The 25,868-nt window shown below is 67.2% G+C and carries 19 protein-coding genes and 7 pseudogenes; 15 read left to right on the top strand and 11 right to left on the bottom strand.

Features of this window, described 5'->3' with window-relative positions:
* The first annotated feature begins 2 nt into the window (after window positions 1-2).
* The 3 genes and pseudogenes from ACIOHC_RS39010 to ACIOHC_RS39000 form a co-directional block, all read left to right on the top strand.
* Window positions 3-1,003: pseudogene (locus ACIOHC_RS39010) on the top strand (DUF6192 family protein).
* 2 nt (window positions 1,004-1,005) lie between these two features.
* Window positions 1,006-1,425, top strand: a complete 420-nt coding sequence (locus tag ACIOHC_RS39005) for a RacP protein (protein ID WP_351084637.1) — start codon at window positions 1,006-1,008, stop codon at window positions 1,423-1,425.
* A gap of 73 nt (window positions 1,426-1,498) precedes the next feature.
* A pseudogene (locus tag ACIOHC_RS39000) lies at window positions 1,499-2,316 on the top strand (IS5 family transposase); the annotation flags it as partial.
* Between the two features lie 236 nt (window positions 2,317-2,552).
* On the opposite strand, the gene ACIOHC_RS38995 reads toward ACIOHC_RS39000, so the two are convergent.
* Window positions 2,553-2,831, bottom strand: a complete 279-nt coding sequence (locus ACIOHC_RS38995; RefSeq protein WP_351084632.1) for a hypothetical protein — start codon at window positions 2,829-2,831, stop codon at window positions 2,553-2,555.
* A 783-nt stretch (window positions 2,832-3,614) separates the two neighbouring features.
* On the opposite strand from ACIOHC_RS38995, the pseudogene ACIOHC_RS38990 reads away from it, so the two are divergent.
* Window positions 3,615-5,314, top strand: a pseudogene (locus ACIOHC_RS38990) (ISAzo13 family transposase).
* Between the two features lie 87 nt (window positions 5,315-5,401).
* Here ACIOHC_RS38990 and ACIOHC_RS38985 read toward each other — a convergent pair.
* The 4 genes from ACIOHC_RS38985 to ACIOHC_RS38970 form a co-directional block, all read right to left on the bottom strand.
* Window positions 5,402-7,297, bottom strand: a complete 1,896-nt coding sequence (locus tag ACIOHC_RS38985) for a glycoside hydrolase family 9 protein (RefSeq protein WP_401846301.1) — start codon at window positions 7,295-7,297, stop codon at window positions 5,402-5,404.
* Window positions 7,298-7,841: 544 nt separating this feature from the next.
* Window positions 7,842-8,978 (bottom strand): chitinase, encoded by a 1,137-nt coding sequence (locus ACIOHC_RS38980; RefSeq protein WP_401846299.1) that lies wholly within the window; start codon window positions 8,976-8,978, stop codon window positions 7,842-7,844.
* Between the two features lie 83 nt (window positions 8,979-9,061).
* Window positions 9,062-9,277 carry a hypothetical protein gene (locus ACIOHC_RS38975; protein WP_351084624.1) on the bottom strand — a complete coding sequence of 72 codons (216 nt, stop codon included), beginning with the start codon at window positions 9,275-9,277 and terminating at the stop codon, window positions 9,062-9,064.
* An 860-nt stretch (window positions 9,278-10,137) separates the two neighbouring features.
* Window positions 10,138-11,616 carry an amino acid permease gene (locus ACIOHC_RS38970; protein WP_351084622.1) on the bottom strand — a complete coding sequence of 493 codons (1,479 nt, stop codon included), beginning with the start codon at window positions 11,614-11,616 and terminating at the stop codon, window positions 10,138-10,140.
* A gap of 366 nt (window positions 11,617-11,982) precedes the next feature.
* Here ACIOHC_RS38970 and ACIOHC_RS38965 point away from each other — a divergent pair.
* The 10 genes and pseudogenes from ACIOHC_RS38965 to ACIOHC_RS38920 all read left to right on the top strand — a co-directional run.
* Window positions 11,983-12,622 (top strand): annotated as a pseudogene (locus tag ACIOHC_RS38965) (ISAzo13 family transposase); the annotation flags it as partial.
* Between the two features lie 467 nt (window positions 12,623-13,089).
* Window positions 13,090-13,418: pseudogene (locus tag ACIOHC_RS38960) on the top strand (transposase); the annotation flags it as partial.
* A gap of 306 nt (window positions 13,419-13,724) precedes the next feature.
* Window positions 13,725-14,636, top strand: coding sequence for a glutaminase (locus ACIOHC_RS38955; RefSeq protein WP_351084621.1), 912 nt, complete (start codon window positions 13,725-13,727; stop codon window positions 14,634-14,636).
* A gap of 75 nt (window positions 14,637-14,711) precedes the next feature.
* Window positions 14,712-14,870 (top strand): annotated as a pseudogene (locus ACIOHC_RS38950) (IS701 family transposase); the annotation flags it as partial.
* Window positions 14,871-15,256: 386 nt separating this feature from the next.
* A pseudogene (locus tag ACIOHC_RS38945) lies at window positions 15,257-15,508 on the top strand (response regulator transcription factor); the annotation flags it as partial.
* A 120-nt stretch (window positions 15,509-15,628) separates the two neighbouring features.
* Window positions 15,629-16,174, top strand: coding sequence for a transposase (locus ACIOHC_RS38940; RefSeq protein WP_365692991.1), 546 nt, complete (start codon window positions 15,629-15,631; stop codon window positions 16,172-16,174).
* 252 nt (window positions 16,175-16,426) lie between these two features.
* Window positions 16,427-16,939 (top strand): hypothetical protein, encoded by a 513-nt coding sequence (locus tag ACIOHC_RS38935; RefSeq protein ID WP_351084616.1) that lies wholly within the window; start codon window positions 16,427-16,429, stop codon window positions 16,937-16,939.
* Between the two features lie 87 nt (window positions 16,940-17,026).
* Window positions 17,027-17,329, top strand: a complete 303-nt coding sequence (locus ACIOHC_RS38930) for a hypothetical protein (RefSeq protein WP_351084614.1) — start codon at window positions 17,027-17,029, stop codon at window positions 17,327-17,329.
* Window positions 17,330-17,419: 90 nt separating this feature from the next.
* Window positions 17,420-18,103 (top strand): GGDEF domain-containing protein, encoded by a 684-nt coding sequence (locus tag ACIOHC_RS38925; RefSeq protein ID WP_351084612.1) that lies wholly within the window; start codon window positions 17,420-17,422, stop codon window positions 18,101-18,103.
* 301 nt (window positions 18,104-18,404) lie between these two features.
* Window positions 18,405-19,436 (top strand): 7-epi-alpha-eudesmol synthase, encoded by a 1,032-nt coding sequence (locus tag ACIOHC_RS38920; protein ID WP_351084610.1) that lies wholly within the window; start codon window positions 18,405-18,407, stop codon window positions 19,434-19,436.
* 29 nt (window positions 19,437-19,465) lie between these two features.
* Here ACIOHC_RS38920 and ACIOHC_RS38915 read toward each other — a convergent pair whose 3' ends face one another.
* The 5 genes from ACIOHC_RS38915 to ACIOHC_RS38895 are packed head-to-tail and all read right to left on the bottom strand — an operon-like array spanning window position 19,466 to window position 23,777.
* On the bottom strand, window positions 19,466-20,710 hold the full coding sequence (locus ACIOHC_RS38915) for a cytochrome P450 (protein WP_351084608.1): 1,245 nt from the start codon (window positions 20,708-20,710) through the stop codon (window positions 19,466-19,468).
* Window positions 20,707-21,309, bottom strand: coding sequence for an ATP/GTP-binding protein (locus ACIOHC_RS38910; RefSeq protein ID WP_351084606.1), 603 nt, complete (start codon window positions 21,307-21,309; stop codon window positions 20,707-20,709). Before ACIOHC_RS38910 ends, ACIOHC_RS38915 begins: the two co-directional genes overlap by 4 nt.
* The gene (locus ACIOHC_RS38905) at window positions 21,290-21,661 is read right to left on the bottom strand and encodes a DUF742 domain-containing protein (protein ID WP_351084605.1); all 372 of its coding nucleotides are present in this window, start codon (window positions 21,659-21,661) and stop codon (window positions 21,290-21,292) included. Before ACIOHC_RS38905 ends, ACIOHC_RS38910 begins: the two co-directional genes overlap by 20 nt.
* Window positions 21,658-22,068, bottom strand: a complete 411-nt coding sequence (locus tag ACIOHC_RS38900; RefSeq protein WP_351084604.1) for a roadblock/LC7 domain-containing protein — start codon at window positions 22,066-22,068, stop codon at window positions 21,658-21,660. The genes ACIOHC_RS38905 and ACIOHC_RS38900 overlap by 4 nt, the downstream gene beginning before the upstream one ends.
* 5 nt (window positions 22,069-22,073) lie before the next feature.
* Window positions 22,074-23,777 (bottom strand): ATP-binding protein, encoded by a 1,704-nt coding sequence (locus ACIOHC_RS38895; protein WP_401846292.1) that lies wholly within the window; start codon window positions 23,775-23,777, stop codon window positions 22,074-22,076.
* 679 nt (window positions 23,778-24,456) lie between these two features.
* Between ACIOHC_RS38895 and ACIOHC_RS38890 the strand changes: the two genes are divergently transcribed.
* Entirely contained in the window at window positions 24,457-25,077 is a 621-nt protein-coding gene (locus ACIOHC_RS38890) for a transposase (protein ID WP_365693017.1), read from the top strand.
* A gap of 442 nt (window positions 25,078-25,519) precedes the next feature.
* On the opposite strand, the gene ACIOHC_RS38885 is transcribed toward ACIOHC_RS38890, so the two are convergent.
* Window positions 25,520-25,868, bottom strand: a 349-nt coding sequence (locus tag ACIOHC_RS38885; protein WP_401846290.1) for a transposase, incomplete at its 5' end; no start/stop codon positions are given.

Genomic DNA, 25,868 nt, shown 5'->3' with positions numbered 1-25,868 from the left:
CCATGCCCGAGGAGATCGAGAACGTCGGAAATGCAAGTCAGTCCCGTTACGAGCAGATCGTGGCTGAGCTGCGTGACGTGGTGGAACAGCAGACGCGCGGGCAGTTCACGATCGGGGACCGCGCCTTGGAGATCGAGCCGATGAGGGAGCCGGGCGGCCACAACGCGGTGGACCCGGAGTGGTCGGTGACCGCGGCGCTCACGCGGCTGGGTGAGGATATCGGCCTGAAGTTCAGCACGGTGAAGTCGGCGAGGTGACATCCTCGCGCTGGCCTGCCGACCGGCGCCGGAAAGGCGTCTCCTACACCGTTCACCAGATTCTGGCCTACATCGAGGACGAACAGGAACGGTTCGCCGCGATCCTCGCGCCGCCCGAGGGTAAGGCCAGGTGGACGCCGGACGATGCCAGCCGGCGGGTCGGCAACCGCGTCGAGACGCCGGTGACGCCGAAGGAGAAGATCACCGCGATCCACACACTGGCTCAGGACGACCAGGTTGCCGCGGCGGTGACCAGCGACTTCCTGAAGCGGCCCGAGGTGACGGCCAAGGTGACCACGGTGGACAAGGCCCGGGTGGTGGATGAATTCACCCGCGACGAGCAGGTGGCAACCTCGGCTGCCACGAACTTGCTGCGCAGGCCGGACGTTGCGTTCAAGGCGATGAGCGACGACACCGCCCGCTTCCAGGTCAACCATGCCCAGGTCGAGCGGTCCCGGCAAGCACGCGATCGCTTCGAGGACACCAGCCCGGTCGCTCCGGCGGTCCGTCACATCGACCGCACGGTGGAGTTCCTGGATCTGGTCACCGCCTGCCACTCGTTCGTGGCTGCGGCCGGCCGTGCGGTCCCGGGCCTGCGCGACCGCACGCTGGATGAGGACGAGCGCACGATCGTGCACGAGAACGTCGCGAAGGTACGGGCGACGCTGGACTGGATCGAGACCGCGGTCGACACGGGCAAGGTCGACATGGACGGCGAGCCCGCCCGCATGCTGAAGGGCGAGTAGGCATGCCCCGCGCCTCAAGGCGTCGGGGCGACGCCGCCAGGCGGCATGCGGACACGCTGCGGTTCGTGCTGTTCGAGGCCAGGCCCGCCGGGTTGTTGTTCCACCAGCTGACCCGCGCTTCCGGACTCTCTCCCAGCCAGGTCAGGGCCGGTCTGGCCAGCCTGCGCGACATCATCGCGGAGAACGGCTGGCCCCCGTTGATCTGGACGAGAGCCGACGGCTACCAGCTCGGCGCCGAACCGGCCGCCCTCCAGGCATACGAGCGGGCTGTGCTCACCGGGAAGCCGACCGAGTTCCGCCGGTTCCTCACCGGCACAGTCTCCCTGCACGCCGCCGCCCACCCGGGCGACAAGTGGGTCAAGCACATCATCGCCCAGCTCAACTCCATCGAATCCACCCTCGATCTCGTCATCTCGTCCTGACCCATCACGAGCGGTCCGCCCGGCCTTCGGCGGGGCGGACCGCCCACCAATGCACGGGGGGAAGGCCACCGCTATGCGCCAGCGCCGCTATCCCTCCGACACCACCGGCGCCGAATGGGCCCTGATAGAACCGCTGTGGCCCGAGCCGGCCTGCGAAACCCCAGCCGGTGGCCGGCCGGAGAAGCACCCCCGCCGCGAGATCGTCGACGCTATCCGTTACGTCGTGGACACTGGCTGCAAATGGCGTGCTTTGCCCGCTGATTTGCCGCCCTGGCGTACGGTTTGGGGCTTCATGGCCCGCTGGGCCGCCGCTGGCGTGATCGGACAGATCCGCGATCACCTCTCAGGCCGGATCCGCCGCGAGATCGGCAAAGGCCCCCGGGCGGTCGCGACCGTGATCGACTCCCAGAGCGTCAGAGCAGCCGAAACCGTCGGCAAGGACTCGCGCGGCTACGACGCGGGCAAGAAAATCAACGGCCGCAAACGGCACCTGGTGGTCGACACCCGCGGCCTGCCCCTGCTGGTCATGGTCACTCCGGCCCCGCTCACCGACCGCGACGCTGCCAAGGAACTCCTCTTCCGTCTCCGCCTGATGCACCCCGAGATCACCATCGTCTGGGCGGACTTCGCCTACGCCGGAAAGCTCGTGACCTGGGCCAAGAAGTACCTCAGCCTCACGATCAAGACCGTGAGCCGCCCCAAGGACACCTCCGGATTCATCGTGCTGCCCCGCCGCTGGGTCGTCGAACGAACATGGGCCTGGATGATGCACGCCCGCCGACACGCACGCGATTACGAACGGCTCATCCAGCATTCGGAATCGTTGATCATGTGGGCTGCGATCACGCTCATGACTAGGCGTATCACCTGCCGAAGCTCCCACAGGAGCGGGCAACCAGCATCTCGCGAAGCGCAACGGGACTGATCATTCTGGCGGTGGCGGTCACCACCGCCAACCTGGGCCGTCCAGCTTCCTTGAGCCTGGCTCCAATCCTCCCGTCACCACCGCGGGACCGTCCACGAGGTCGGCCTCTCCGTTTGCTGGTTCTCAGAGATGGGGGTGCGGCCGGTTGTTCCTGTGCTGCCTCCGGCAGCCCCTCGAATGCCATCGCCGTCTATGCGTGGTGTTACTCAGCCTGCCGGGACTCCCGACTCCCAAGAACCTGAGCCAGCCCCATCAGAACAAGACCGCCCAGCATGAGCGGCACGTTGACCTCGAAAGGCATGATGCGCGCGCCCCCAACTGCTCCTGCCAGCAGCAAGGCGCCAGCACCCCAGACCCCGGGGCGTCTCACACTGCTGTTCAACCAGGGAAGGACGACGCGGCCAGTCACCACGGCCAGCACCCCCACCACACCAAGCACCAGTGCCATCACCATGCTGACGACTAGAAACAACGTGGACACGTGCCCCCCTTGATCACTCCTGCCGTGATCATTTCATCGGCCTCAGCGCACCACGCCGCCGGGCCCCGGCAGCGTGGCACCCGCTACCTGTCGTCCGCTGAACCAAACTGCCGGCGCTTCGCCCAGTGGAGTCGGGACCGGATCTGGGCCAAGCTCAACTCGGCGCCCGGGGTAGCTGAACTGGTCCCGGTGCGCGATTGACGCCGCCAGCCCCGACCTGCGGTGATCACACCCCTGACTTCAGAAACAGGTGCTCACCGACCCCGCCGCCGGTCGTCTCGGACTGATCGGCCACCGGATCCTGCCCCGCCTCCTCCCGCCCCGACGCCAGCGGGTCAGCACCCGCAAGGTCAAGTCACCGATGTCCCGCTACAGCACCCGCCACGAGGACGGTAGGCCCGACCACACCCGCACCGTCACGGTCTCGACATCAACATCCTCGAGCCTCCGGAGTCCCGCCGTCAGCTCCCCGCAGTCTCCCGCGACGATCGGCACACCGCCCTCGCCAAGCGCCGCTGGCACCGAATCCTGGCCCTGCTCGAGAAGGACCCCGACCGCCTCTGGCGTCCCCGTGACATTGCCTCCCATTTCGGCGACATCACTATGGAGACCATGTATCGACAGCTCTCCAGATGGGCCGGGACCGGCCTCATCCACAAAGTCGCCCCGGCCTCTATGCCGCCACAACATGGACCCCAACTCCCCTTGCGTGACCAGCGAAAACGCTAAGGGCCCGTAAAGAATCAACACGTTGCTTCACGGCCTCCCTGTCGTTGGTGTGGTATGCGCATACCGAGCGAGGTTCGTGACCAACTTGCCCTGAGATTCGGAGTGTTGTTCCCTCATCTGAATGAGCGGCAGCAGCGGCTGGCGCTGGCCGCCGAGGCCCGGCTGCTGGGGCACGGCGGGGTCCGGGCCGTCGCGCGTGCCGCAGGGGTGAGCGAGACGACGGTGCGGAAGGGTGTCTTTGAGTTGGAGGGCGGTGAAGGCCCACTGCCCGATGGCCGTGTCCGCCGGGACGGTGGCGGTCGCAAGAGCGCTGAGAAGCTTGACCGGCTGCTCGTTCCGGCGTTGCTGGCGCTGGTAGAGCCGGATGAGCGGGGCGATCCGATGTCGCCGCTGCGGTGGACGACCAAGTCGCTGCGGTCTCTGGCCGGGGAGCTGACGCGGCAGGGCCATGCCGCGTCGGCGCCGACCGTGGGCAGGCTGCTGCGGGAGAACGGTTTCAGTCTGCAGGCCAATGCCAAGACCCTTGAGGGCGCTCAGCACCCCGACCGGGACGCGCAGTTCCGGTACATCAACGACCAGGTCAAGGACCATCAGGCGGAGGGCGAGCCGGTGGTCAGTGTGGACACGAAAAAGAAGGAAGTCGTCGGGGAGTTCAAGAATGCGGGACGTCAGTGGCGGCCGGCCGGTGAACCCGTGCGGGTTCACGTCCATGACTTCCCCGGCGATGCACTGGGCAAGGCCCTGCCTTATGGCATCTACGATCTGGTGGCGGACACCGGCTGGGTGAATGTCGGTACGGATCACGACACCGCAGCCTTCGCGGTCGAATCGATCCGCCGTTGGTGGAACGGGCAAGGACGCCTCGACTACCCGCAGGCCAGACGTCTGCTGATCACTGCCGATGCCGGCGGCTCCAACGGCTACCGCACCCGGACCTTCAAGACCGAGCTGGCCGCTTTCGCCGCCCGGACCGGCCTGGCCGTCACGGTCTGCCACATGCCGCCGGGCACATCAAAGTGGAACAAGGTGGAGCATCGGCTGTTCTCCGCGATCACCATGAACTGGCGCGGCAGACCGCTGAACAGCCACGAGGTCGTCGTGCAGTCCATCGCCGCGACCACCACCCGCACCGGTCTCACCGTCCACGCCGCACTCGACACCGGCACCTATCCCACCGGTGTGAAGGTCAGCGACGCCGAACTGAACGCGGTGCCGGTCACCGGACATGCCTTCCACGGCGAATGGAACTACACCGTGCACCCCACCCCGCCAGCCCAGCAGGCCCCACCAGGCCGACGCCCGGGCCGGCGGCGGTCTTCGATCGCGGTGTCCTGTCACATCTCGTGCTGACCGGCATGACCTGCACCGCACTGACCGAACTGACCGAACTGACCGAGACTCTGACCCCCGGCTGGCAGGCGCTGCAGAAACAGGACCCGGCCACCCGACGCGACGGCGGCACCCGGCGCCGGGCCCCGGGCGGCGGCCGCAAAGCCAAACTCGACCTGGCCGACCGGGTCCTGGCCACCGTGCTGCAACAAAACCTCGCTCTGCCGCCTACCGTGCTGGCCCACCTCTTCGACGTCAGCAAGGACACCATCCGCCACACCACCAGCGAGATCCGACGACTGATGGACCAGCACGCGCACACACCCCAGCCCTCAGCAGCACACCTCAGCACCCTGGCAGGACTCCTCGTCCACGCCACCGCACACGGCGCGACCCTCACGACAGAGACCAAACCAACGTGTTGATTCTTTACGGGCCCTAACTACCCGGCCTTGGGTCAAGGCCCTGAAGACAGGCACATGTGTCCCTGCACGTACTCGCCGGGTCGGCGCTCACGACCTCCGTGCCGTGAGCGAGAGGGCGAAAAGCGCTGTCGAGGTGAAGTCGTCCGCCGACTCGACCGTCTGCCACGCTCCGACGTCGTCGAGGTATTCGGCACCGTGACCGTCGAAGTCGGACCACACCGATCCGGGCGGAGTATAGGAGCAGGGCCGCGCATCCTCCGGTGTCTCCACGTCACGCACCTGTTCCGCACTGTTGGGACCGTTGACCACGGCCCCCCGCAGGATGTCTCCCCGTCCGGTCCGGCTCATGGCGAGGTTGGCAATCTGGTGCTGCGGACAGTGCGGATAGATCTCGCCCGCCCCAATGACGAAGCTGGTTCCCCAGGCGTTGGCACCGAAGACCCAGCCGCGCTGCCGGGCCGCGAAGGCGTCGTAGCGGTGATCGCCGGTGACGCGCGCGTAAAGCTCCGCCGTCGCCAGTAGGCCCAGCGAGTGCGGCACGGCGTCGAACTCGGTGAGGGCGACGCCGGATCCGAATGGATCGTGCGAGGCGATCTGCCCGCCCTCGTCCAACTGCCGCCGGAGATCGGCCCGCAGCCGGGACGCCGACTCACTGTCCAGACTGTCCGTCGCCAGCAGATCGGCGTGGGCCATGGCGCTGACATCCGCGATTTCGAGGGTGCCGCGCGAGTCCGAGCGGATGTACGAATCCGCCCAGCCGACCGCCTCACTCATCCATCGAGGGCCTCGTGGATCAGCCAGGTCCGTTGCGGCGCGGGCGAGTTCGGCCGCGGCCCATTCCATGTCGTCCTGCCATGAGTCCTCCTGGTAGAAGCTGCGGGGCGTCGTGGTGACCAGTGGACGGTGCGCACGGGTGTCGGCTTGTGCGTAGACGGCGGCGGCCTTCTCAAGCCATCGGCGCGCGGTGTCCGGCCGTTCCTGCGCCTCGGTCTGTGCCGCGAGAGCGAAGGCGGCGGCGACCCGGCCCGCCAGATTGGGACTTATTCGCTCCCCCGGTGTGTTGGCGCGGAAGACGGGGCGATGTTTCAGCAGGTAGTCGCGGTCGCCAGGGCGCACGATGAGGTCGTCGTCCTCCTCCGGCAGACGCCATGCGTCATGATCGCCGCGGATGTCTTCGTCGCCGCTGCCGAGACCCACCTGTGCGTACAGGGTGCCGGTCGTGCCGTCCCACATCCTGTCCAGCCAACGCAGGCCGTGTTCTGCCTCTTCCGTGAGTCCGGGTACGGGTGAGGTGTCACGGACAGTGGTCAGCATCTGACCGACCACGTACGAAGCCGTGTGCGTGAACTTGAGGTAGTCACCGGCGTCGAACCAGCCTCCCGCCACGTCGACGGGATCGCCCGGGACCTTGGTCAGGGCAGTGTCTGTCGTCTCCTCATCTGCTGCATCGCGCGGAGTCACGTAGACGATGCCGCGCTCGTCCGTGAGGTGGGCCGCCTCGCGCCCGGTCTCCTCCGGCAGCACGTCCGGACCGTCGCGCTGGGTATGGAAGAAGCGGATGCTGTCCTCGCGCAGCGGATCCAGCAGCTCCCGTGCCGACCCCACACGGAATCGCGCGGATTGCCGCTTCGCCGAGCCGGTGAGCCGCAACTGGAAGATACCGGGGCGGGTGAGCTTTGAGAGATCGACGGTGTGCACAGCGTCGTACGCGTCGTTCCAGGAGCCGGTCGTCGGCCCGAGGCTGCCCCGGAGGACGGTGCGGTCGCGTTCGTCAACCACCGTGAAACCTGCCCCGGCCAAGGCGTCATGGTCGCCCATCACGAAGGCGTACTTCTTCTCACCACTCACGTATCCGGCCTGATTGACGCGTATCGCCGCACGTGGGGCGGCGTCCGGTGTCGAGCAGGAAACGAGACAGCCCGCCACCAGGCTGGTGACGAGCGTGAGCGCCGCCGCCGGCACGCACCGAGACATGTTTTTCATAGCTCACAGTATGTCGTGTGTGTCACTGGTACACGCGGTTCGGATTCCAGCGGTACCCATGGGAGCCGCAACGACCGGGACGGTGTTTCACTGGCCGCGTTTCAGTGTCAGGAGTTGGTGTTGCAGTCGGCGGCGTCAGGCTCGGCGGAGGCTCTGCGGCCCGGGGACCGGCGCTGACGGACTCGGGTGCGTAGTGATCACCGAAACGCCGACAGAGGACTGGTGGTTGGTTATTCGAGTTGGCTGATGCGGTGCTGTGTGCGGACGGGCCGGTCCGGTCACTGGTGGAACGCTCGCCGGTGGGAGAGCTCCGCCGCGGGCCCGCTCCGGTCCCCCCGCGTGATTGTCCACTTCTGGGACGACCCCCACGGACAGCAGCTGCTGACGGTGATGGGACATCAGTTGCTGCACCGCCTCGCCCGGCAGCGCGCGGTGACCCCGGAGCCGGTGCGGCACGGAGTGCTGACTCCGGCTCTCTCCCGCATTAGGCGGAACGCGGGTTGCGGAACTCCGCCACAAACTGGGAATACCACGGAGCTGGGTGTCAGCCGCGGTACTGAGCCACGACCTTGGTGTAGTCGTACTTCGACTGCTTAACTCCACTGCAGGAGTCGGCGTCGAGCCCGGGGGCGCAGGACCGGTCACGGTTGACCGACCAGAATGTGAAGCGTGCGATGTGGTGCCGTTTCGCGTAACCGAGCATGGTGTTGAAGTCACGCACGCTGATCTTCTGCCCTGCCAGGTCGGTCTTGCCGTTCATCGTGGAGATGCCAATGCGCCGGTAGGCATCGGCGGAGGGCAGGCCGTACGCGGTGGCGACGGTCTTCTTCAGGCCGTCGGCGGACTTGATGGTGGCTGTGCCCATGGTGTCGGTGGTACGGAAGTTGAACGCCATGATGTTCCAGCCGGTCACCACGAGGTGAGATGCGGCGGCCCGCTTGATCAGGTCCTTGATGGGAGTGACGGGCCCGGTAGCGGTGCCGCTGAACGTGACGTAGATCTTGATTCCGGAGTTGGCGGCCTTGACCTTCTTCAAAGCGTCAACGATCCGCTGGCGCACTGCGGCACTATCATCCTCGGTGTTTTCGATATTGACGTCGATCGCCTTGAGCTTGTAGGCCTTGATCACCTTTTGGTATGCGTCTGCCAGGGCAGCGGCAGACTTGCATTTGATGCCGAGCTTGTGGCCGCTCCACCCGCCGAACGAGGCCACCACGTCACCGCCTGCAGCGCGGATTTTCTTGATCGCGCTCTCCTCCCGCCCTCCGAGCAGATTTCGATAGCCGTCCCACTTGGGGCTGCAGGTGCCATCGGATGTGAGGAACGCCAAGGTGAACTGCTTGGTGCCTGTGGCGGTCATGACGCTGGTGGGGTTCGGCGGGCTGCCCCATCCCAAGTACAGGTAGGGCGCGTTCACCCCGAGAGGGACAGTGGCCGCCTGGGCGGCCGGGGCAGCTGTGATCGCGGAAGTGGACAGCGCGACGGCTGAAGCGAGCACGAGGAACGCCCTGCGAAAGGCGAAGCTAGCCATGTATATCTCCGGTTTTCGAGAACGAACAGCGGCGTACCATAGAGACACGTATACGCCGCCAAGAGAAATCAATTCCGTGTGGTTTTCGGCGAATTCACCTGGCCGTGGCGCCAGCGTGCGGCCCACCGCAGCCCTTTCGCTGCTCTTCATCCAGCACCAGGCCGCCGACTCGAACAGGTACGGATCCTTGGCTGCGCGCCCTGTACGGATCGTTGGGTGGCTGCCCGGAGGGCCTACTTGTTGAACAGGACAGCAGCCTGTGTCTCCTCAGCGTGTGCGACCCGTTCGCTGTCGAGGAGGAGGTACTTATACGCGTCCTCCAGCCACTTGAATGTGCCGCCCAGGTTCTTCTGGATGAATTTCATCGTGCCGCGTAAGGAATCGCCAGCCTGACCGTACCAGTCATCGAGGTGGCGCTCCACCCTGGCTGCCATTTCCGTGACGATCACGACCACCTCTCGGTGAATTGCAGCGATGGCTTTCGCTCCGTCACGGATCTGGTTGACGTCATATGGAACCGGCTACCGAAGCCGACAGGTCTACTCCGAGGCAACTGAGGCCAGTTGTCGCACGAGGGGCAGGCTCCGGCCCCGACGTCACACCACGATGCTCACAGCTGCCCCACACGACAGCCACCCGGTTGGGCCGGTCGCGCGGCTAGGTGTTCGCCGCGGCAGATCCATTTCCGCGCGGCCTCTCGCCGAACCGGACCTGTCGGTTACCCGGTCATCCGGCTCTCCCGTCACTACGGCGTGCATGATCTGGCTGCTTGCACCTGGCGGATGCGGCCATGGCGGGAGTCGCAGGCCACAACGGTCTTGTGGCGGCGGTCGAGCATGACGCGTGTCCAGCCGGGCAGTGGTCATCCGGAATGAGGCGACGCTGGAGATGTGGACTCCCTGACAATGAGGTCTTCTCGGCAACGTGACGGTTGCGGTGCGCAATGATGCCGGACCATGCGATGGTGACTCGACGTCAGGCATGATTGAAGCCCCTGGTAGGAACAGGTCTGCGGAGATCACGTTCCGTACAACCAGGCGCTCCACGTGACGCATGGGTGTCAGGCACGTCTGGAGATGTTCCAGTGGCTCACGTATCTACAACACGCGGAGACGTCACAGTGCCCTGAACTACCTCTCGCCACCAGAGTTCGAAGAGCTGCAACTCCAGGCGGGTAGACCCACGCTCGCAGCATGAACCCCGGTGTCCACTCTCCGGGGTCACCTCAACACAACGCTGCCCCCGCGACCGCACACGCACAGAGGCGCGCCCGGGATCCGGCCGCGCCGTGCAACCCGTGGCGGCGGGTTCAGATCCTGGACCGCTCCCCGGCAGCTTCCGCGACCCGTCGGCGTACCGCGTACCAGCCGGCGACCAGGGCGGCACCGAGCAGCGGCAAGCAGAGCACGGTGGTTCGGGAGACGCCGCCGTCCAGCCACATCAGCACGACCACCGTGGCCAAAAAGGCCAGCGTGACCAGTTGGGTGTACGGGGCGCCGGGCAGCTGGTAGCCCGGCCGCCGCACCCGACCGTTGCGGGCCGCCCGCCAGAACAGCAGCGAGCACACCATGATCATCGCCCAGGTGCCGAGCACTCCGATGGAGGCGAAGTTCAGCACCAGTTCGAAGGCCTTGCCGGGCATGATGTAGTTGAGCATCACCCCGAGCACCCCGAACCCGGCAGTGAGGAGGATGCCCCCGTACGGAACCCCGCCCCGATTCATCACGCCGGTGAACTTCGGCGCCGACCCGGACAGAGACATCGACCGCAGGATGCGCCCGGTGGAGTACAGGCCGGAGTTGAGGCTGGAAAGGGCGGCGGTCAGCACTACCAGGTTCATCACGCCGGCCGCCCCGGGGATGCCAAGCTTGTCGAAGACGGTGACGAACGGGCTCTGCCCGGCGGCGTAGGCGGTGTAGGGCAGCAGTAGCGACAGCAGGATGACCGAGCCCACGTAGAACAGCGCCACCCGCCAGATGATCGAGTTGATTGCCTTGGGCATGATCTTCTCGGGGTTCTCGGTCTCCCCCGCGGCCACCCCGCACAGTTCCAGCGCTGCGTAGGCGAAGACGACACCCTGGATGACCATCAACATCGGCATCACCCCGTGGGGGAACAGTCCCCCGTGCGCACCGATGGTCGCCAGGCCGGGGGTGTGGCCGCCGATGTCGTGCCGGGTGACGACGAGGACGATCCCGACCACCATGAACACAGCGAGGGTGGCCACCTTGATGATCGCGAACCAGAACTCCATCTCGCCGAAGTAGCGCACCGAGATCAGGTTGGCCGCCAGCACCACGGCTAGGGCGATCAGCGCGAGCACCCACTGCGGGATGTCGCTGAACATCGCCCAGAAGTGCGCGTAGGTGGCGGCCGCCGTGATGTCCGCCATGGCGGTCGTCGCCCAGTTGAGGAAGTACAGCCAGCCAGCCGTGTAGGCGCCCTTCTCGCCCATGAACTCCCGGGCGTAGGACACGAAGGCGCCCGAGGAGGGCCGGTACAGCACCAGCTCGCCGAGCGCGCGCACCACCAAGAATGCGATGACGCCACAGACCGCGTACGCGATGAACAGCGACGGCCCCGCGCTGGCCATCCGGCCGCCGGCCCCGAGGAACAGGCCGGTCCCGATGGCCCCGCCGATGGCGATCATGGTGATGTGCCGCGACTTGAGGTCCTTGTGGTACCCGGCGTCACCGGCGTCCACATGCTGGCGATCGGGCAGGGGCCCGCCGGGAAGATTCACGGGGGCGGCGGACGGCCCGCCGGACGCCGTACTGAGGTCGCTCATGGAAGGGCTCGCGTTCGTGAGGGGGGAAGGGATAGCCCCGGCCTTGGACCGGGGGATCAAAGCCCTGTGATTGTGACTGAGGCGTGCGGCAAACCTATAGAGATCTGAGGTGTTTCAGAGGTTACGACCGCGTAAATGAAGACATCAGATGCGGAAGAACTGTCAAGCGACTGAGGAGAGTTGAGTTTCTGAGGGCAGGGAAGGCGGCGGTTTCGCTGGACCCGGTGCGGTGGGTCAGGCAGTGAAGCATCCCCAGCACGCGGTTGAACCAATGCCACGAAGTCAGGGCTCGCCGGGAAACAAGCCGTCGCTTCCGGGATCGTGCCTCGTTGTTGTGGTACGGGGATTCCGGAGGGGGCCGATTCGATGCTGACGGCGAAGTTCCAGGCGTTGTTCCCGCACCTGGACGAGCGCCAGCGTCGGCTGACCATAGAGGCGGAGGCGCGGTCGCTGGGGCACGGCGGGATCAGGCTTGTCGCCCGTGGGGCCGGGGTGCGTGAGGGCACCGTCTCGCGCGGGGTAGCGGAACTGGGGTCCGGGGAGGCGCCGTTGGGACGGATCCGTCGGGTGGGTGGGCGCCGTAGGCGGGCGGTGGACCTCAGGTCAGCGCGGATACCGCAGGCGACCTGCTGCGCGAGGAGGGCTTCAGCCTGCAGGGCAACGCCAAGACCATCGAAGGCAAGCAACACCCGGATCGGGACGCGCAGTTCCGCTATGTCAACGAACAGGCAGAGGGCTACCAGGCGGCCGGGAACCGGTGATCAGCGTGGACACGAAGAAGAAGGAGCTGGTCGGCCAGTACCGCAACAGCGGCCGCCAGTGGCGGTCCCCCGGCGAGCCGGTCACCGTGCACACCCACGACTTCCCGGACGCTGATTTGGGCAAGGCCATCCCGTACGGAATCTACGACCTCACCCGCAACACCGGCTGGGTCAACGTCGGCACCGACCACGACACCGCCGCCTTCGCTGTGGAGTCGATCCGCCGCTGGTGGAACGGGTGCGGCCCGGGCTGGGTGTGGATCCCCATGGCGAGACTGGTGACGCTCTGGCTGGTCAGGGGGTGCTCACTGGTCGCCCGTCGGACCGCACCCCGCGCACAGCACCACATCGGTGAGCTCGAAGAGCGCATCCGGGTGGGCGCAGAGACACTCGTAGAACTCGAGCCGATAGCGGGACAACAGGCCCGACGCCTCGCCTCCGGGCACATCGACAGGCAGGCTCATGGGCAGCGGCGTTCCCGGCGTGCTTCGTTACTCGACAGCTCGAAGCGCGAAGAACGGCCGTCTCAAATGCCCCGGGAACCCAGCGATCTCAGCAGGTCGAGTGACCACCGACGATAGACGTCAAGCTCAGCCCAACTCAAAGCGCTGGAGCGGGAGAACACTGAACTCAAGGGTGCGAACGACATCCTGAAAGCCGCGGCGTCCTTCTTCGCGGCCGAGCTTGACCAGGGCCCACCGGGGCCTGACACCGTGCCTACCTGCTCAAGGAAAGCCTGCCGATGGCCCTCAAGCATGGCCAGGACACCGCGCAGGCGCTGCGGGACTGGGTGGGGTGGGCAAGGCGCCGCCGTCTGGAGCCCTTCGTGAAGCCCCAGCGCTCCATCGTCAAACACTGGGATGCCATCGCCGCAGCTGACGAGCACGGACTGAGCAACGGACTCGTCGAGAGCATGAACACCAAGATCCGGCTGATCAGCGCATGGCCTTCGGCTTCAAGGACGCCACCTCCCTCATCGCCCTCGCCATGCTCAGCCTCGGCGGACACAGGCCCCACCTACCGCACCGTCAAACCGCATAAGTCCACCCACGGAAGCGACCGAAGAGCCACCTTCTTTGCCACCGGTAAGCTGCGCTGTCACACGAAGCAGCGAGGTGTCCGGCCGGGCGGTGATGGCGGTCGGTCGAGGGTGTTGGTCCGTTCGTGGCAGGGTTGCCGGTAAGTGGGTTCATCATGCCAGGAATCGCAGTTCACGGGACTGTCAACGGGTGTGACTGTGAGGTTGCTCCCCGGCCACCGTGCAGGGTGACTGCGGCAACGTGCGCGGAGCGGCGTAAGCGGCCGCTACCCTGCGTAGGACTCATCAACCCGGCCCCGAAGGACGGCATGGACTACCCGGAATTCCTGCGTACGGCGATGGTGGCGGCTCACCGCGAGGCGGGAAAGGGGCATGTCGCCGATTACATCCCGGCATTGGCAGGGGCGGTCCCGGATGCCTTCGGGATGGCGCTGGCCACGGTCGACGGCGAGCTCTACGGCGTGGGGAACTGGAAGGAGCCCTTTTCCATCCAGAGCATCTCAAAGCTGTTCTCCCTGGCACTGGTTATAGCCGAGGGCGGGGATATGCTATGGACCCGTGTCGGGCGGGAGCCCTCCGGGACGCCTTTCAACTCGCTCGTACAGCTGGAGGCCGAGCGCGGCATCCCGCGCAATCCGTTTATCAACGCTGGCGCCGTCGTCGTCACCGACCGGCTGCAGACGCTGACCGGGGACGCGTCCCAGAGCGTCCTCGGTTTCCTCCGGGCGGAGTCCGGAAATCCCGGGATCAGCATCGATCCGGCGGTCGCCGCGTCCGAGGCTGCCCACGGCCACCGCAACGCAGCCCTGGCCCATTTCATCGCCAGCCACGGCAATCTGGACAACGCTGTTGCCGTCGTGCTCAAGGAGTACTTCGCCCACTGCTCCATCAGCGCCAGCTGCAGCGACCTGGCCCTTGCGGGCCGCTTCCTCGCGAGTCACGGGGTGCGGGCCGACGGAACGCGGATGCTCAGCAGCACCGAGGCCAAGCGTGTCAACGCCGTCCTGCTGACCTGCGGGACCTACGACGCCGCTGGGGAGTTCGCCTACCGGGTCGGTCTGCCTGCCAAGAGCGGTGTCGGCGGCGGAGTGCTCGCGATATTGCCGGGCCGGGCGGCGCTGTGCGCCTGGAGTCCTGCCCTGGACCGGGCCGGCAACTCTGTAGGCGCAGTGGCGGCGATCGAGGCCTTCACCACCGCCACCGGGCTCTCCGTGTTCTGAGACGTCGGCGGAATGTCCTTCCCCTCGTAACGTGGCGTCGCTGATTGCAGGGGAGGTTGAGGCCATGGGGTCCAACAGGTCCGCCGCTACCCCGGCCGGCACCGCCACATCACCCTGGCCGTGGCCGCCCACGCCTGCCTCACCGTCCTGCGGGCCCGCCAGTTCGACACCGGGAAGGCAGAAACGGATCCTCCCGGCTCATCCACCTCAGCCTCGCCGAGATCAGACGCCTGATCCACCCCCCCGGGGCCGCTGGTGGAGGGGAGGCGGAGCGAATGGTTCTGCGGCCGCGGCGGATCCGCAACGGGCTACTGATCACGGCGGTCACCCTGCCGCGTGCGGAAACGGGCACGGGGGAAGCCTGCGGGAACGGGCGCGGGGGACGCCTGTGGGGAAGGGTCGGCGTCCCGCACGGGCCCGCCACGCAGGGGCGTCGGGTCAGACCCTCCACATGGGGGTGGCGGGGCCGATGGGACGGCCAGCATCCTGTCGGTGCACGACCGGTCACGGAGCGTATCCATGCTCGGGGTCGGTGGCGCCTTGGCATGAGGGAGAAAGCGTCCGTGATGGGCAGTCAGTTACCCGAGAGGTACGTGTGGATGCCGGCCGACGGGACGGTTCTGGACCGTCTCACCGACCGTGAGCTCCAGGTCCTCCTGCTGCTGACACAAGGCATGTCGAACGCGGAGATCGCGGACCACCTGGTCGTCACCGAGGCCACCGTCAAGACCCACGTCGGTCGGATGCTGGCGAAGCTCGGGCTGCGGGACCGCGTCCAGGCGGTGGTCTTCGCCTACGAGACCGGGCTGGTACGTGCCGGCCAGGACCGGTCCGGCGCGTTCGGCACGCGTGACGCCGCACGTCTTTCCTGACGTCGCAAGCACGTCCCGGGTGACATCGGCCGCGGGACACGGACAAAGGAGATACCCCTGCACCGCAACGCACGGCGGGTCGTTCACCGGGCCCCGTCCATTCCAGCCTGCACGACCCTCGTGCCGACGACAGTCGGTTGTTCGTCCTGCAGCTCCGACCGCTCGCCACACCCGGACCGACGAACGAGCCCCGACGCCGAGTTCCGTGAGGGTGCTGTACGCATCGTGATCGAGACGAGGAAGCCGATCCCGCAGGTCGCCAACGAGCTCGGAGTCCACGCGGGCACGCTGCACAGCTGGGTCTCGCGCTGGCGCCGAAAAAGGTCGGCATTCTCCGATCGGCCCGCGCTCGAGGCAGCCGGCGGACGGATGCGGGAGAGTGAGCGCGGCGAACTCGTGCGGCTGCGGCGGGAGATGAGCGAGAGGAAACAGCGGATACGCGAGCTGGAGATGGAGCGTGATGTCCTCAAGCGCTGCATGGTCTTCTGGGTGAAGCGACCGAACAGGCACCGGCCGAGGTGGCCCCGTTTATCGGTACCAGAGGACCGAACACCCCATCCCGCACCGTCTGGCCTGCCGCGTGCTGGGGATCTCGGAGTCCTGGTTCTACAAGTGGCACCAGCAGCCCGTCACCGCCCGCCAGGTGCGGAAGGGGCAGTTGTCTGACGCGATCCGGCGGATCTTCGACAGGGCGGAACCTACGGCTCCCCGAGATCAGCGGCGAGGGGATGCCAACCTCGTCAAGGTGGCGACAGGTGTGGGTCAGGTGAACGCGAGCCTGTCGCCGATGAGCCTCAGATGTCGCTCAAGTCGTGTTCCCGGCCCCGCTATGAAGCAAATACTTTCAGCATGACTGGAGTTGACTGGGGCACCGTTCCTGCTTGGGTAAGCGCCATCCTGATTGGAGGATCGCTCCTCTTGGGCTTCTACATCCTGCTCCGCGACCGTCGGAAGGAAGAACGGGCGGATGCTCAGGGCGTGATCTGCTGGACGGACTTCAACGGTGAAGAGTCCACCACGTACGTACTGAACACCGCCAGCCGACCGATTTCCCAGGTGACTCTGCTGACGCCCAGTCCCAACCCTGACTGGAGCACCTTGAATGACGGCGCGGTCGCCCCGCTGATTTGCGCGGACCAGGAGGTGTTTGTGACCACCAAGCGGGTCGTCGAAGGTGACGACCGCGTCTGGATGGAGAACATCCCCTACGCGATCCGCTTTATGGACGCGGATGGTCAGGAGTGGCTGCGTGACCTGCAGTTCGGCACCCTGTACCGACGGGGCTGGTTGTTTTCGGGCCGCCGCTTTCGGCGGGCCGTGCGGGAGCGGCGTGAGCTGCTGCGCCGTGGTTGCGTTCCCTATCCCTCGCGGCGCTGGGATTTGCGGTTCATAGGCCGTCGCCTCAAGCGGGTCAGCGGCCCGAAGGCGTGATCGGACGGCAGTCGTATGGGAGAACCGTTCAGCGCCGTTGAACGACCACGTCGGATTGCACCGCGATCACGAGAGGAGATGGACGTCATGACCCTGCCCTACTTCCAGGTCGACGTCCCGATACACGACGACAGCGGCCTATCCGGGGTACACATCTTCACCGGCCGCGCAGAAAGCCGCAGCACGGCCGTCCGGCTCGCGCACGAGGTCTACGAGGCAGCCCTCGCCGCGCAGCAGGCCGGACTCGAAATGCCCGGCAAACGGCCGGATGGCTGGGGAGCGCGCGGTGTGCGCCTCGGCTGGGAGCCCGACTGGAAGGCCGCGACCGCCGGCCGCTGGAACGACCCACACAGCTGGGCCCGCGCCGACGACGGAGACTTCGACCTGTAGCTCTGCCTCGGGGCAGGCGTCCAGGCGTGGAAACCGACCGCCTGCCCCGGGCCCACCCCACCCGTACGAGAAGAGGGGGAGATCCCCAGTATGAACTCCGTTCTGCGCGTTCAGGGCCGGATCGGCTCACGCACCCTCCTGATCGCCACCGCCACCGCCGCCGTGCCGTTGACCGGCTGGGCGGTGCACGCGATCGCGCTGCACAAGCGGCTCGCCGCGACGAAGCGCGACCCGCTGACCGGCCTCCTGCGCCGCGACTCCTACACCGCCTGCGCGCGGCGGCTCCTGTCCCGGCACGGAGACGACGCGACCGTGGTCATGGTCGACGCCGACAGGTTCAAGGCCATCAATGACGGCATGGGCCACGCGGCCGGGGACACCGTCCTCGCGTCGATCGCGGCCCGGCTCACGTCCTGGGCGGGTCCACGCGCCGCGATCGGCAGGCTTGGGGGCGATGAGTTCGCCGTGGTCCTGGAGCTGACCGCCGACCGCCGCGCGCACCGCCTGGAGCAACTGGTCCGGATGCTGCACACGCCGGTCAGCCTGGACGACGGCCGTACGGTCGACATCGCCGCTTCGGTCGGCGCCGCGACGCCGGATGCGATCGGCAGCCGCGACCTGACTGCGTTGCAGAGAGCGGCTGATGCTGCCCTGTACGACGGCAAGCACTCCGGCCGCGCGGTCCTGGCGACCACCTCGCACGCCACGACGCCGTCCATTAACGGCCGCCGGGCGGGCAGGCCGGGCACGGCCGTGTGGGGGCGTGCGGCATGAGCACCGCGACCCTTCCGCCGGCGGGCGAATGGATCCGCGGCATCACCGTCAGGCAGCCGCACACCACGGTGTAGTGGTCAGGCCGCGAGAGCGGCCTCATATTCGGCCGGACTCTGATAGCCGAGGCTGCTGCGCAGCATCACGACGGGGCGCCTGTAGATCATTTAGGGTGGGGCATCCCCGTAGCGTCTCCCGGTTCAACGTTCGCACGATGAATCCCAGTTCGAGTGTGCGGGTGGTCGGCGCGGCCGCTCGTTCGCAGGGTGGGGGACTCTGCGTTCCGTCTCCCGAAAGGAAGCACATGCCTCAGGACGTCCGGTTCGACCTTCCCTTTAAGACCCCTGTCAGCCCACATCTGGAGTACGCCCGCGACAGCCATCTGCTCTGGGTTCGGGAGAGGGGGCTGGTGCGCAGCCCGGCCGGCTTCGAGGAGTACCGGTCCTGGGACCTTTCACAGGCTGCGGCCCGCACCTACCCCCACGCCTCGGCGGACGACCTGGTTGTTTTGATGAATTGGTTCTCCCTGGCCTTCCTTTTCGACGACCAGTTCGACGCCGGCCGGCCGGACCGTGCTGACGGGATAACGGAGGTGGCGCGGGAGCTGATAGCCACGCCGCTGCGTCCGGCGGGCACCCCGCCACGGGTGGTCTGCCCCATCACCCTGGCCTGGGCGGAGGTCTGGGAGTATCTGTCGAATGGGATGTCCCTGACCTGGCAGACGCGGTTCGCCGCCTCCTGGGGGCGGTTCCTGGTGGCGCACTGCGAGGAGGTGGACCTCGCGGCCCGCGGGCTGGCCGGGACGCTCGGGCTGGACGGGTATGCCGACTTCCGGCGCCGTACCGTCGGCATCCATCACAGCATCGACGCAGGCGAGCGCAGTCGCGGCTTCGAGGTTCCGGCTGCGGCGATGGCGCATCCGCTGATGGAACGGATGCGGGACCTGGCCGCGGACACCATCGGGTTCATGAACGACATCCATTCCTTCGAACGCGAGCGGCGTCGTGGGGACGGCCACAACCTCATCGCTGTCCTGCGCAGGGAGCGGGACTGCTCGTGGCAGGAGGCTACTGACGAGGCGTACCGCATGACGACCGGCTGCCTCGACGAGTACCTCGGCCTTGAGGCCCGCGTCCCGCAGATGTGCGACGAGCTGGGCCTCGACGCGGACGAGCGGGCCCGCGTGGGGATGGGCGTTGAGGCCGTTCGGCACTGGATCAACGGCAACTACGAGTGGGCGCTGACCACCGGCCGGTATGCCGCGGACAAGGACGGCCCGGTGGCCACGGCCGAGCTGACCGGGCGGGGATCGGTGGACGACCTGCTGACCATGTGAGGCGAGCACCGCCCTGCCGGGCGGTGCGCTCAGACGGCGAATTCGACCGGCAGGCTGTCCAGCCGCGACTCCCAGGTGGAGGCCGTGGAGGTGAGTTCCGACGGCGGCACCGCCAGGCGCAGCCCCGGCAGCCGGTGCAGCAGGACGTCGACCGCCGTCTCGATGATGGCCTGGCCCATGTTCTGTCCGGGGCATTCGTGCGGGCCGGCGCTGAAGGCGAGGTGCGAGGCGTTGCCCTGGACCGAGATGCCGGTGTCGGGGCGGATCTCGGGGTCGCGGTTGCCGGCCGCGAGGCCCAGCACGAGCAGATCGCCCTCTTTAACCGGGCAGCCGCCGAGTTCCAGGTCGGCGGTGGCGAACCGCCCCGGCAGCACGGCGAGCGGCGGGGAGTTCCACATCACTTCCTCCACGACCGTGGACAGGTTCAGCTGCCCGCTCACCAGGCCTGACAGCCAGGATGTGTCGGTGAGGACGAGCTGGAGCGCCCGGGCCAGCAGGTTACTGGTCGTGGTGTGGGCTGTGATCAGAACCAGGCGCAGGTGGTTGACGATCTCTTCCTCGTCGAGACCGGAGTGGTGCTCAATGAGGCCGGAAGCGAAGTCGGATCCGGGTGCAGTGCTTTTGCGCGCGGTGAGTTCACCAAGGATGCCCATGATGCGCTCGTTGTGCGTGAGGGCGTCCGCGCCGCCCTTAATCACCTGCTTGCTGGACTCGGCGAGGTTGCGTCCCTCCCTCTCGGCGAGTCCGAAGACGCGGGTGAGGACCAGCATCGGGAGGTACTCGGCGAAGTCGGCCACCAGGTCGGCCCGGCCGACGTCGGCGAACGCATCGATCTGCTTGTTCGCGAAGTGCGTGATATGACGGCGGATGCCCCGGCCGGCCACAGCGTACAGGTTGTCGGTCACCGCTCCGCGCAGTCGGCGGTGCGGCTCGCCGTCCTGCGAGACGCAGTCCGGGCGCCAGCCCACCATCTGCATCAGCGGAGACGTCGCGTCGATTCGGCCATCCCTGAAGTCCCGCCAGATCCGCGAGTCGCGACTGAACAACAGCGGGTTGTCCAGCACCCGCCGGTTCTCCCGGTAGCCGAGCACGAGCCAGGCGGGGACGTCGCCCTCCAGCAGCACGGGCGCGACGGAGCCGTATTCCCCCCGCAGCTGCCTGTAGATGACGTGGGGGTCGGTCGCCACCGCGGGGCCGTAGAGCCGGATAACGTCCTCATCGCGAGCAACGGGGCATCCGCCGCCAACGGGTTTGGACAGAGTCTGGTCGTTCATCGGAGCTCCAGGGCGGCGGCCGAGCGGTCCTTCAGATGCCGAATCAGAGTGACGAGCACATCACGGCTGGCGGCCCGGTCGCGGGCGTCGAAGGAGACGACCGGCGTATGCGGGGGGATGTCCAAGGCGTCGCGAATCTCGTCGACCGGGTAGTCACAGGAGTCCGGAAAGACATTGAGCGCGATGACGAAGGGAACCTTCTGCCGCTCCATCTCCTCAATCGCCCGGAAGCTGGAAGCCAGCCTCCCGGTGTCCACCAGGACGACCGCGCCGAGCGCACCCTTGAACAGACCGTTCCACAGGAACCAGAACCGCTCCTGGCCGGGCGTCCCGAACAGATACAGCATCAGCGAGTCGTTGAGGCCGATCTTGCCGAAGTCCAGGCTGACGGTGGTCTGTGTCTTGTCGGCGACGCCGATGAGGTGGTCGACGTCGGCGCTGGCCTGGGTGAGGGTCTCCTCGGTGGTCAGCGGCTTGATATCGCTGACCGAGCGGACCATGGTGGTCTTGCCCGTGCCGAAGCCTCCGGCGATCATCACCTTCACCGAGCGGGCCCCGGCTCCCGACCGCCCGGGTTGGTCAAAGCCTTTGAAGTCCACTGAGTACCTCCTCAAGGAGCGCTAGGTCGGTCCCGCGACCGGCGTCGTGTGCCGGGATGGGGTCACGGGCTTCGATGCGACCCGCCTGGAGCAGGTCGGACAGCAGCACCGCGAGAATGTTGAAGGGCAGGTGGAGGTGGGCACCGAGTTCCGCCACCGCCAGCGGATCACGGCATCGCCGGAGGATCTCCTCGTGCTCGTGCTGCATACCCGGTAGAGGGACAGCCCGTGAGACCACGAGGGTCGCCACATCGAGAGCCGACGCCGAACCGCCCGGCCCGCTGCGGCCTCCGGTGAGGACGTAGTAGCGCTCGAGACCGGACGGGTCGACCGGCCCGCGGGGAGCACTCATCCAGAGCGCTCCTCCAGGCGCGGCGTGGTGCCGAGGAGTTCACCCATTCTGCGGGCGAGGTCCCTCATCTGGTGGCCGAGCAGGCCCTGGTCGAGGCCCTCGCGAGCCAGGACACCGAGATACGTCTCCATGCCCGCGCGGACCACGAAGAGGTGCCCGCCGTCCACTTCGATCATCGCCAGTCGCAGCTGCCCCGCGTGCTGCGGGAACTGCTCGGCGACCGGTTGGGCGAGGGCCTGCAGCCCGGCTACCACGGCGGCGAAGCGGTCCACGTCGTCGGGGTCTTCGGCGCCGTGGGCAGTGATGGCCTTCCCGTCGCTGGAGGCCACAAGGGCGAAGCGGATCTCCTGGATGCTCTCCACAAGGTCGCGCAGCGCCCAGCTCACGTCTGTTCCCTGGTAGGTCATGGGGACTAGTCGCTCTCTTCAGTACTGTGCTCGATGGACGCTCCACCGGCGGTCGTGTCGCGGTTGCCAGTGGCCTTGGATGTCAGGGACGCGCAGGCCGACGGGCCGGGGTCGTGTCCAGTGGTGGCAAAGGCGGCGAGGCCGGCGAAGGAGGCAACCGACGGAACGGCGGAGACGTCGGCCTGGTCGGCGCGCTCAGCCGGCGTCGATCCGCCGGCTGGCTCGCTGCGTCGGTTCCGGCGCCGGGGCAGTCCGCCCGGTGTCGTCTCCACGGCGTCATCGGCGGGGGCCGGGACGGCGGCCGGTCCGTACTCCGGGGCCGCCGGTGCGGCGGCGGGCGGGACGTTCTCCGCCGGCGGGGCCTCCGGAGCGGTGACGGAGGGCGCGGGGGGCGAGGCGAGAGCCGGCAGCGGGCTGAAGTACTTGTGCGGTACGACGACCACGACGGAGGTGCCCAACCACGGCGAGTCGGCGAAGGTGACGCGGATGCCGTAGCGGCGAGCGAGAATTCCAACGACGCGCAGGCCGATGTTCGCGTCCTCCGAGATGCCGCCGAGGCCCGCGCCGGGCGCGGAGCCCGCGAGGGCGTGTTCGACCTCGCTCTTCTTCTCCTCGCTCAGGCCCTTGCCGGAGTCCTGGATCTCAATGCCGACCCCGTTGGGAACCTCCTTGCCGGAGATGACCACCGGCTCGGTGGGCGGCGAGTACCGCGCGGCATTGTCCAGCAGGTGAGCGAAGATCAGCGTCAGATGGTCCACCAGGCCGCCGTCGACGCCCAGTTCGGGCAGATGGCGCAGCTGAACGCGGTGGAAGTCCTTGATCCGGCCTATGCCGCCGCGCACCACACTCAGCAGACGCTGCGGCTCCTGCCATTGCCGGCCCGGGCGATCGGAGCCGCCGAGCACGCCGATGCTGGCGGCGAGGCAGTCGGCGGGGCCGATGGCCTGGTCGAGTTCCATCAGGCCCCGGGCGATGGCTGGCAGCCGGCCGTGCTCGCCCTGCATATCGTGCAGCCGACCACGGAGATTGCTGGTCAGGACGTGGATGCGGTTTCCGACACTGATGACGGCCTGTTCGGCGGAGGTCGAGCGGTTGATCTCGGCCTCGTTGCCGATCAGCGCGGTCCTGAGGACCTTGCCCAGTTCGGCCTGCAGGTCGGCACCAGCGTTCACGCTCTGCTCGACCGTCGGCAGAATGTCGTCGATGGCGTCGCCGGAGCGCAGCCGCCGCATCGCGTCGGGCAGTTGCTCGTCGGCGAGCCGTGACACGGCGGCGAGATTGTGGTCCAGTCGCACCTGCAAGGACTCGGCCTGCTCAGCGAACCGGGTCTCGAACGCCGTGGCCTGCTCGGCCAGCTGCGCCTCGTACGTCTGCGCCTGCTCGGCGAGCTGTCCCTCCTGGGCGGCGAGCTCGATGGCGAAGTTCCGCTCCAAGCCAGCCATATGCTGCTGCCACTGCTGGGAGTGCTCGGCCTGCGCGGTGCGGTGGGCCTCATCGGCCCTGCGCAACTGCGCGCGGGTGCGCAGGAGAAGGCGTACACACACGGTACCGGCCGCCGTCGCCGCAAAACCAGCGACGGCCGCGGTTATCCGCTCCGAGCTCATGAACGTGGCGGCTATCGTCCCGCCTCCCAGGCCCAGTGGCATCAGCCACCAGCTGTGCCAGGCAACAGGGGCCCGCGCAGCCGGAGGCGGAGTGGCGAGTTCCATCTGCATCCTTCGAAGCGAAACGATCGACCAGGGGGTGCGCAAGGAGACCGCACTGATGAGTACGCACCACGAGCCGATCGGTCACGATCGCGTCAACTCGCGGGCATCATGCAGAGCTTATCGGTTACGAACCCAAAAAGATCAATTCCGGGATGCTGCAGGAGTGAGGATCCCGCCCCGCTCCCCCATGAGGCGTAGCGAGCAGCATCAGATGATCGCGCTCCAGCCAGAACTCATAACCCATGTGCCCGCCGCAGGTCGCCGACCAGTACCAGCCGCACCAGTTGCCCTGACCCTGAACGGGAACCGGCGTTCAGGCCGTACGTCCTCGGAACGCAGCGTCCGTTCTTCGCCGAAGGCGCTTCTGCCGGGGCACCCCAGGCGATCCAGGTCGCTGACCGGTGGCATCTGTGGCACAACCTCAGCGAGGCCGCCGAGCGAGCTGTTGCCCGCCACCGCCAGTGCTTGCACGTCCTGGCGCCCGAACCGGTCGAGGAGGGATCCGACGAGCCCGCACCCTCGGTGGTGGACCCGGCCTCGCCCTGGAAGAGCGACCGGTTCGCCAACCGCATCCGGGCCCGACACGCCACGGTCCACGCGATGCTGGAAGCCGGCCACAGCCGCCGTTCCATCGGCCGCCAACTCCGCATGACGCACCGCACCGTCAAAAGCCTTGCCGATGCAGCCAGGCCAGAAGACCTCTTCACCGGTCAGTACCAGTTCAACCGAGCCTCCGTGCTGGACGAGTACAAGCCCTACCTCGACGACCGCTGGAACGAGGGGCTGCACCAACGCCTGGAAGCTCTGGGAGGAGATCGTCCCGCGCGGTTACAAGGGCAGCGACGGCATCGTCAGCGCCTACATCAGGAAGAAACGCACGTCACCCCGGCCGGTCACCGCACAACCCCCAGCGCCCCGGCAGGTGGCCAGATGGATTCTCAGCCGCCCGGAAACGCTCACGGAGATCGAGCAGCTCCGGCTCAAGGCCGTGCTGGCCAACTGCCCCGAGCTTGATGCCCTCACCGGCCACGTCCGGTCCTTTGCGCAGATGCTCACCGAACGCCAAGGCGATCGACTCCCCGAGTGGCTCGACGCCGTCCGCCAGGACGACCTGCCCAGCCTCCACACCCTTGCCGCGGGCATGGACCGCGACCGCGAGGCTGTGATCGCCGGCCTCACCCTGCCCTGGAACTCCGGTGTCGTCGAAGGGCACGTCAACCGCATCAAGATGCTCAAGCGCCAGATGTTCGGCCGAGCCGGTTTCAGCCTGCTACGCAAGCGCGTATTGCTGGCCACCTGATCAACCACCCGGCTCTCGGTGATAGGACTTTCCTCTACGGAAAGACGATGAGAAGGCGACAGCGTGGACGCAGTAGTAGCGATCAGCCTGATCCGCATGGCCGCTGCGGACTTGGCCATGGAACCCTGGCAGCGCCCCTCGGACGCTTACCTGGTCCAGTTGGGCCTGGACGCCCTGATGGCCGACATTGAGGCTCCCTCGCTGCCTCTGCTGGCTGGCCTCGCGCGTGGTGAGTATCCCCAGGCGCGCGAGCTGTTCGACCTTGTGCTGGAAGAGTTGGGTCTGCTGCCGCTGATCTCCGAAGATCTTGCCAAGGCGCGATGGACAGCGGCCCAGTGGTGGGCCGGCCAGATCGTGGCATGCCAACTCGATCCCGTGCATGGAGCGAAGCTGATCTATGAGGAAGCTGCAGCTGTCAATCCCCTCGTTCTGTGGAGATCTTCTATGCGGCCAGCCCCAAGGCGGAGTTGGCTCGGTGGTCGTGTTCGTAGTCGATCGGGCTGTGGTATCCGCACACGCTGTGTAGTCGGTGGGTGTTGTAGAAGCCGGTGATCCAGGTGGCGATCCTCAGCCGGGCCTCGGCCCGGGTAGCGAAGGTATGCCGGTAGACGTACTCAACCTTGAGCACGCTGTTGAACGCCTCGCTGACGGCGTTGTCGAAACATGACCCGACCCGGCCCATGGACTGCGTCACGTCCAGGCGCCGGCAGGCGCGCTTGAACCGCCGGGACACATATTCGCTGCCGCGATCCGAGTGGAAGATCACGCCCTTCACGTCGCCACCGCGGGTG

Source organism: Streptomyces sp. NPDC088252 (assembly GCF_044740965.1).
Taxonomy (GTDB): domain Bacteria; phylum Actinomycetota; class Actinomycetes; order Streptomycetales; family Streptomycetaceae; genus Streptomyces.
Note: the sequence above shows the minus strand (reverse complement) of the source record. Positions and strands in the feature narration are given on the sequence as shown.

Bases quoted from the DNA above. Each gene is read 5' to 3' on its own strand.
- ACIOHC_RS38985 (WP_401846301.1), bottom strand. From the start codon at position 7,297: ATGAAAAACATGTCTCGGTGCGTGCCGGCGGCGGCGCTCACGCTCGTC.
- ACIOHC_RS38955 (WP_351084621.1), top strand. From the start codon at position 13,725: ATGGACTACCCGGAATTCCTGCGTACGGCGATGGTGGCGGCTCACCGC.
- ACIOHC_RS38930 (WP_351084614.1), top strand. From the start codon at position 17,027: ATGACCCTGCCCTACTTCCAGGTCGACGTCCCGATACACGACGACAGC.
- ACIOHC_RS38970 (WP_351084622.1), bottom strand. From the start codon at position 11,616: ATGAGCGACCTCAGTACGGCGTCCGGCGGGCCGTCCGCCGCCCCCGTG.
- ACIOHC_RS39005 (WP_351084637.1), top strand. From the start codon at position 1,006: ATGCCCCGCGCCTCAAGGCGTCGGGGCGACGCCGCCAGGCGGCATGCG.
- ACIOHC_RS38980 (WP_401846299.1), bottom strand. From the start codon at position 8,978: ATGAAGAGCAGCGAAAGGGCTGCGGTGGGCCGCACGCTGGCGCCACGG.
- ACIOHC_RS38915 (WP_351084608.1), bottom strand. From the start codon at position 20,710: ATGAACGACCAGACTCTGTCCAAACCCGTTGGCGGCGGATGCCCCGTT.
- ACIOHC_RS38890 (WP_365693017.1), top strand. From the start codon at position 24,457: ATGCAGCCAGGCCAGAAGACCTCTTCACCGGTCAGTACCAGTTCAACC.
- ACIOHC_RS38895 (WP_401846292.1), bottom strand. From the start codon at position 23,777: ATGGAACTCGCCACTCCGCCTCCGGCTGCGCGGGCCCCTGTTGCCTGG.
- ACIOHC_RS38900 (WP_351084604.1), bottom strand. From the start codon at position 22,068: ATGACCTACCAGGGAACAGACGTGAGCTGGGCGCTGCGCGACCTTGTG.
- ACIOHC_RS38905 (WP_351084605.1), bottom strand. From the start codon at position 21,661: ATGAGTGCTCCCCGCGGGCCGGTCGACCCGTCCGGTCTCGAGCGCTAC.
- ACIOHC_RS38925 (WP_351084612.1), top strand. From the start codon at position 17,420: ATGAACTCCGTTCTGCGCGTTCAGGGCCGGATCGGCTCACGCACCCTC.
- ACIOHC_RS38920 (WP_351084610.1), top strand. From the start codon at position 18,405: ATGCCTCAGGACGTCCGGTTCGACCTTCCCTTTAAGACCCCTGTCAGC.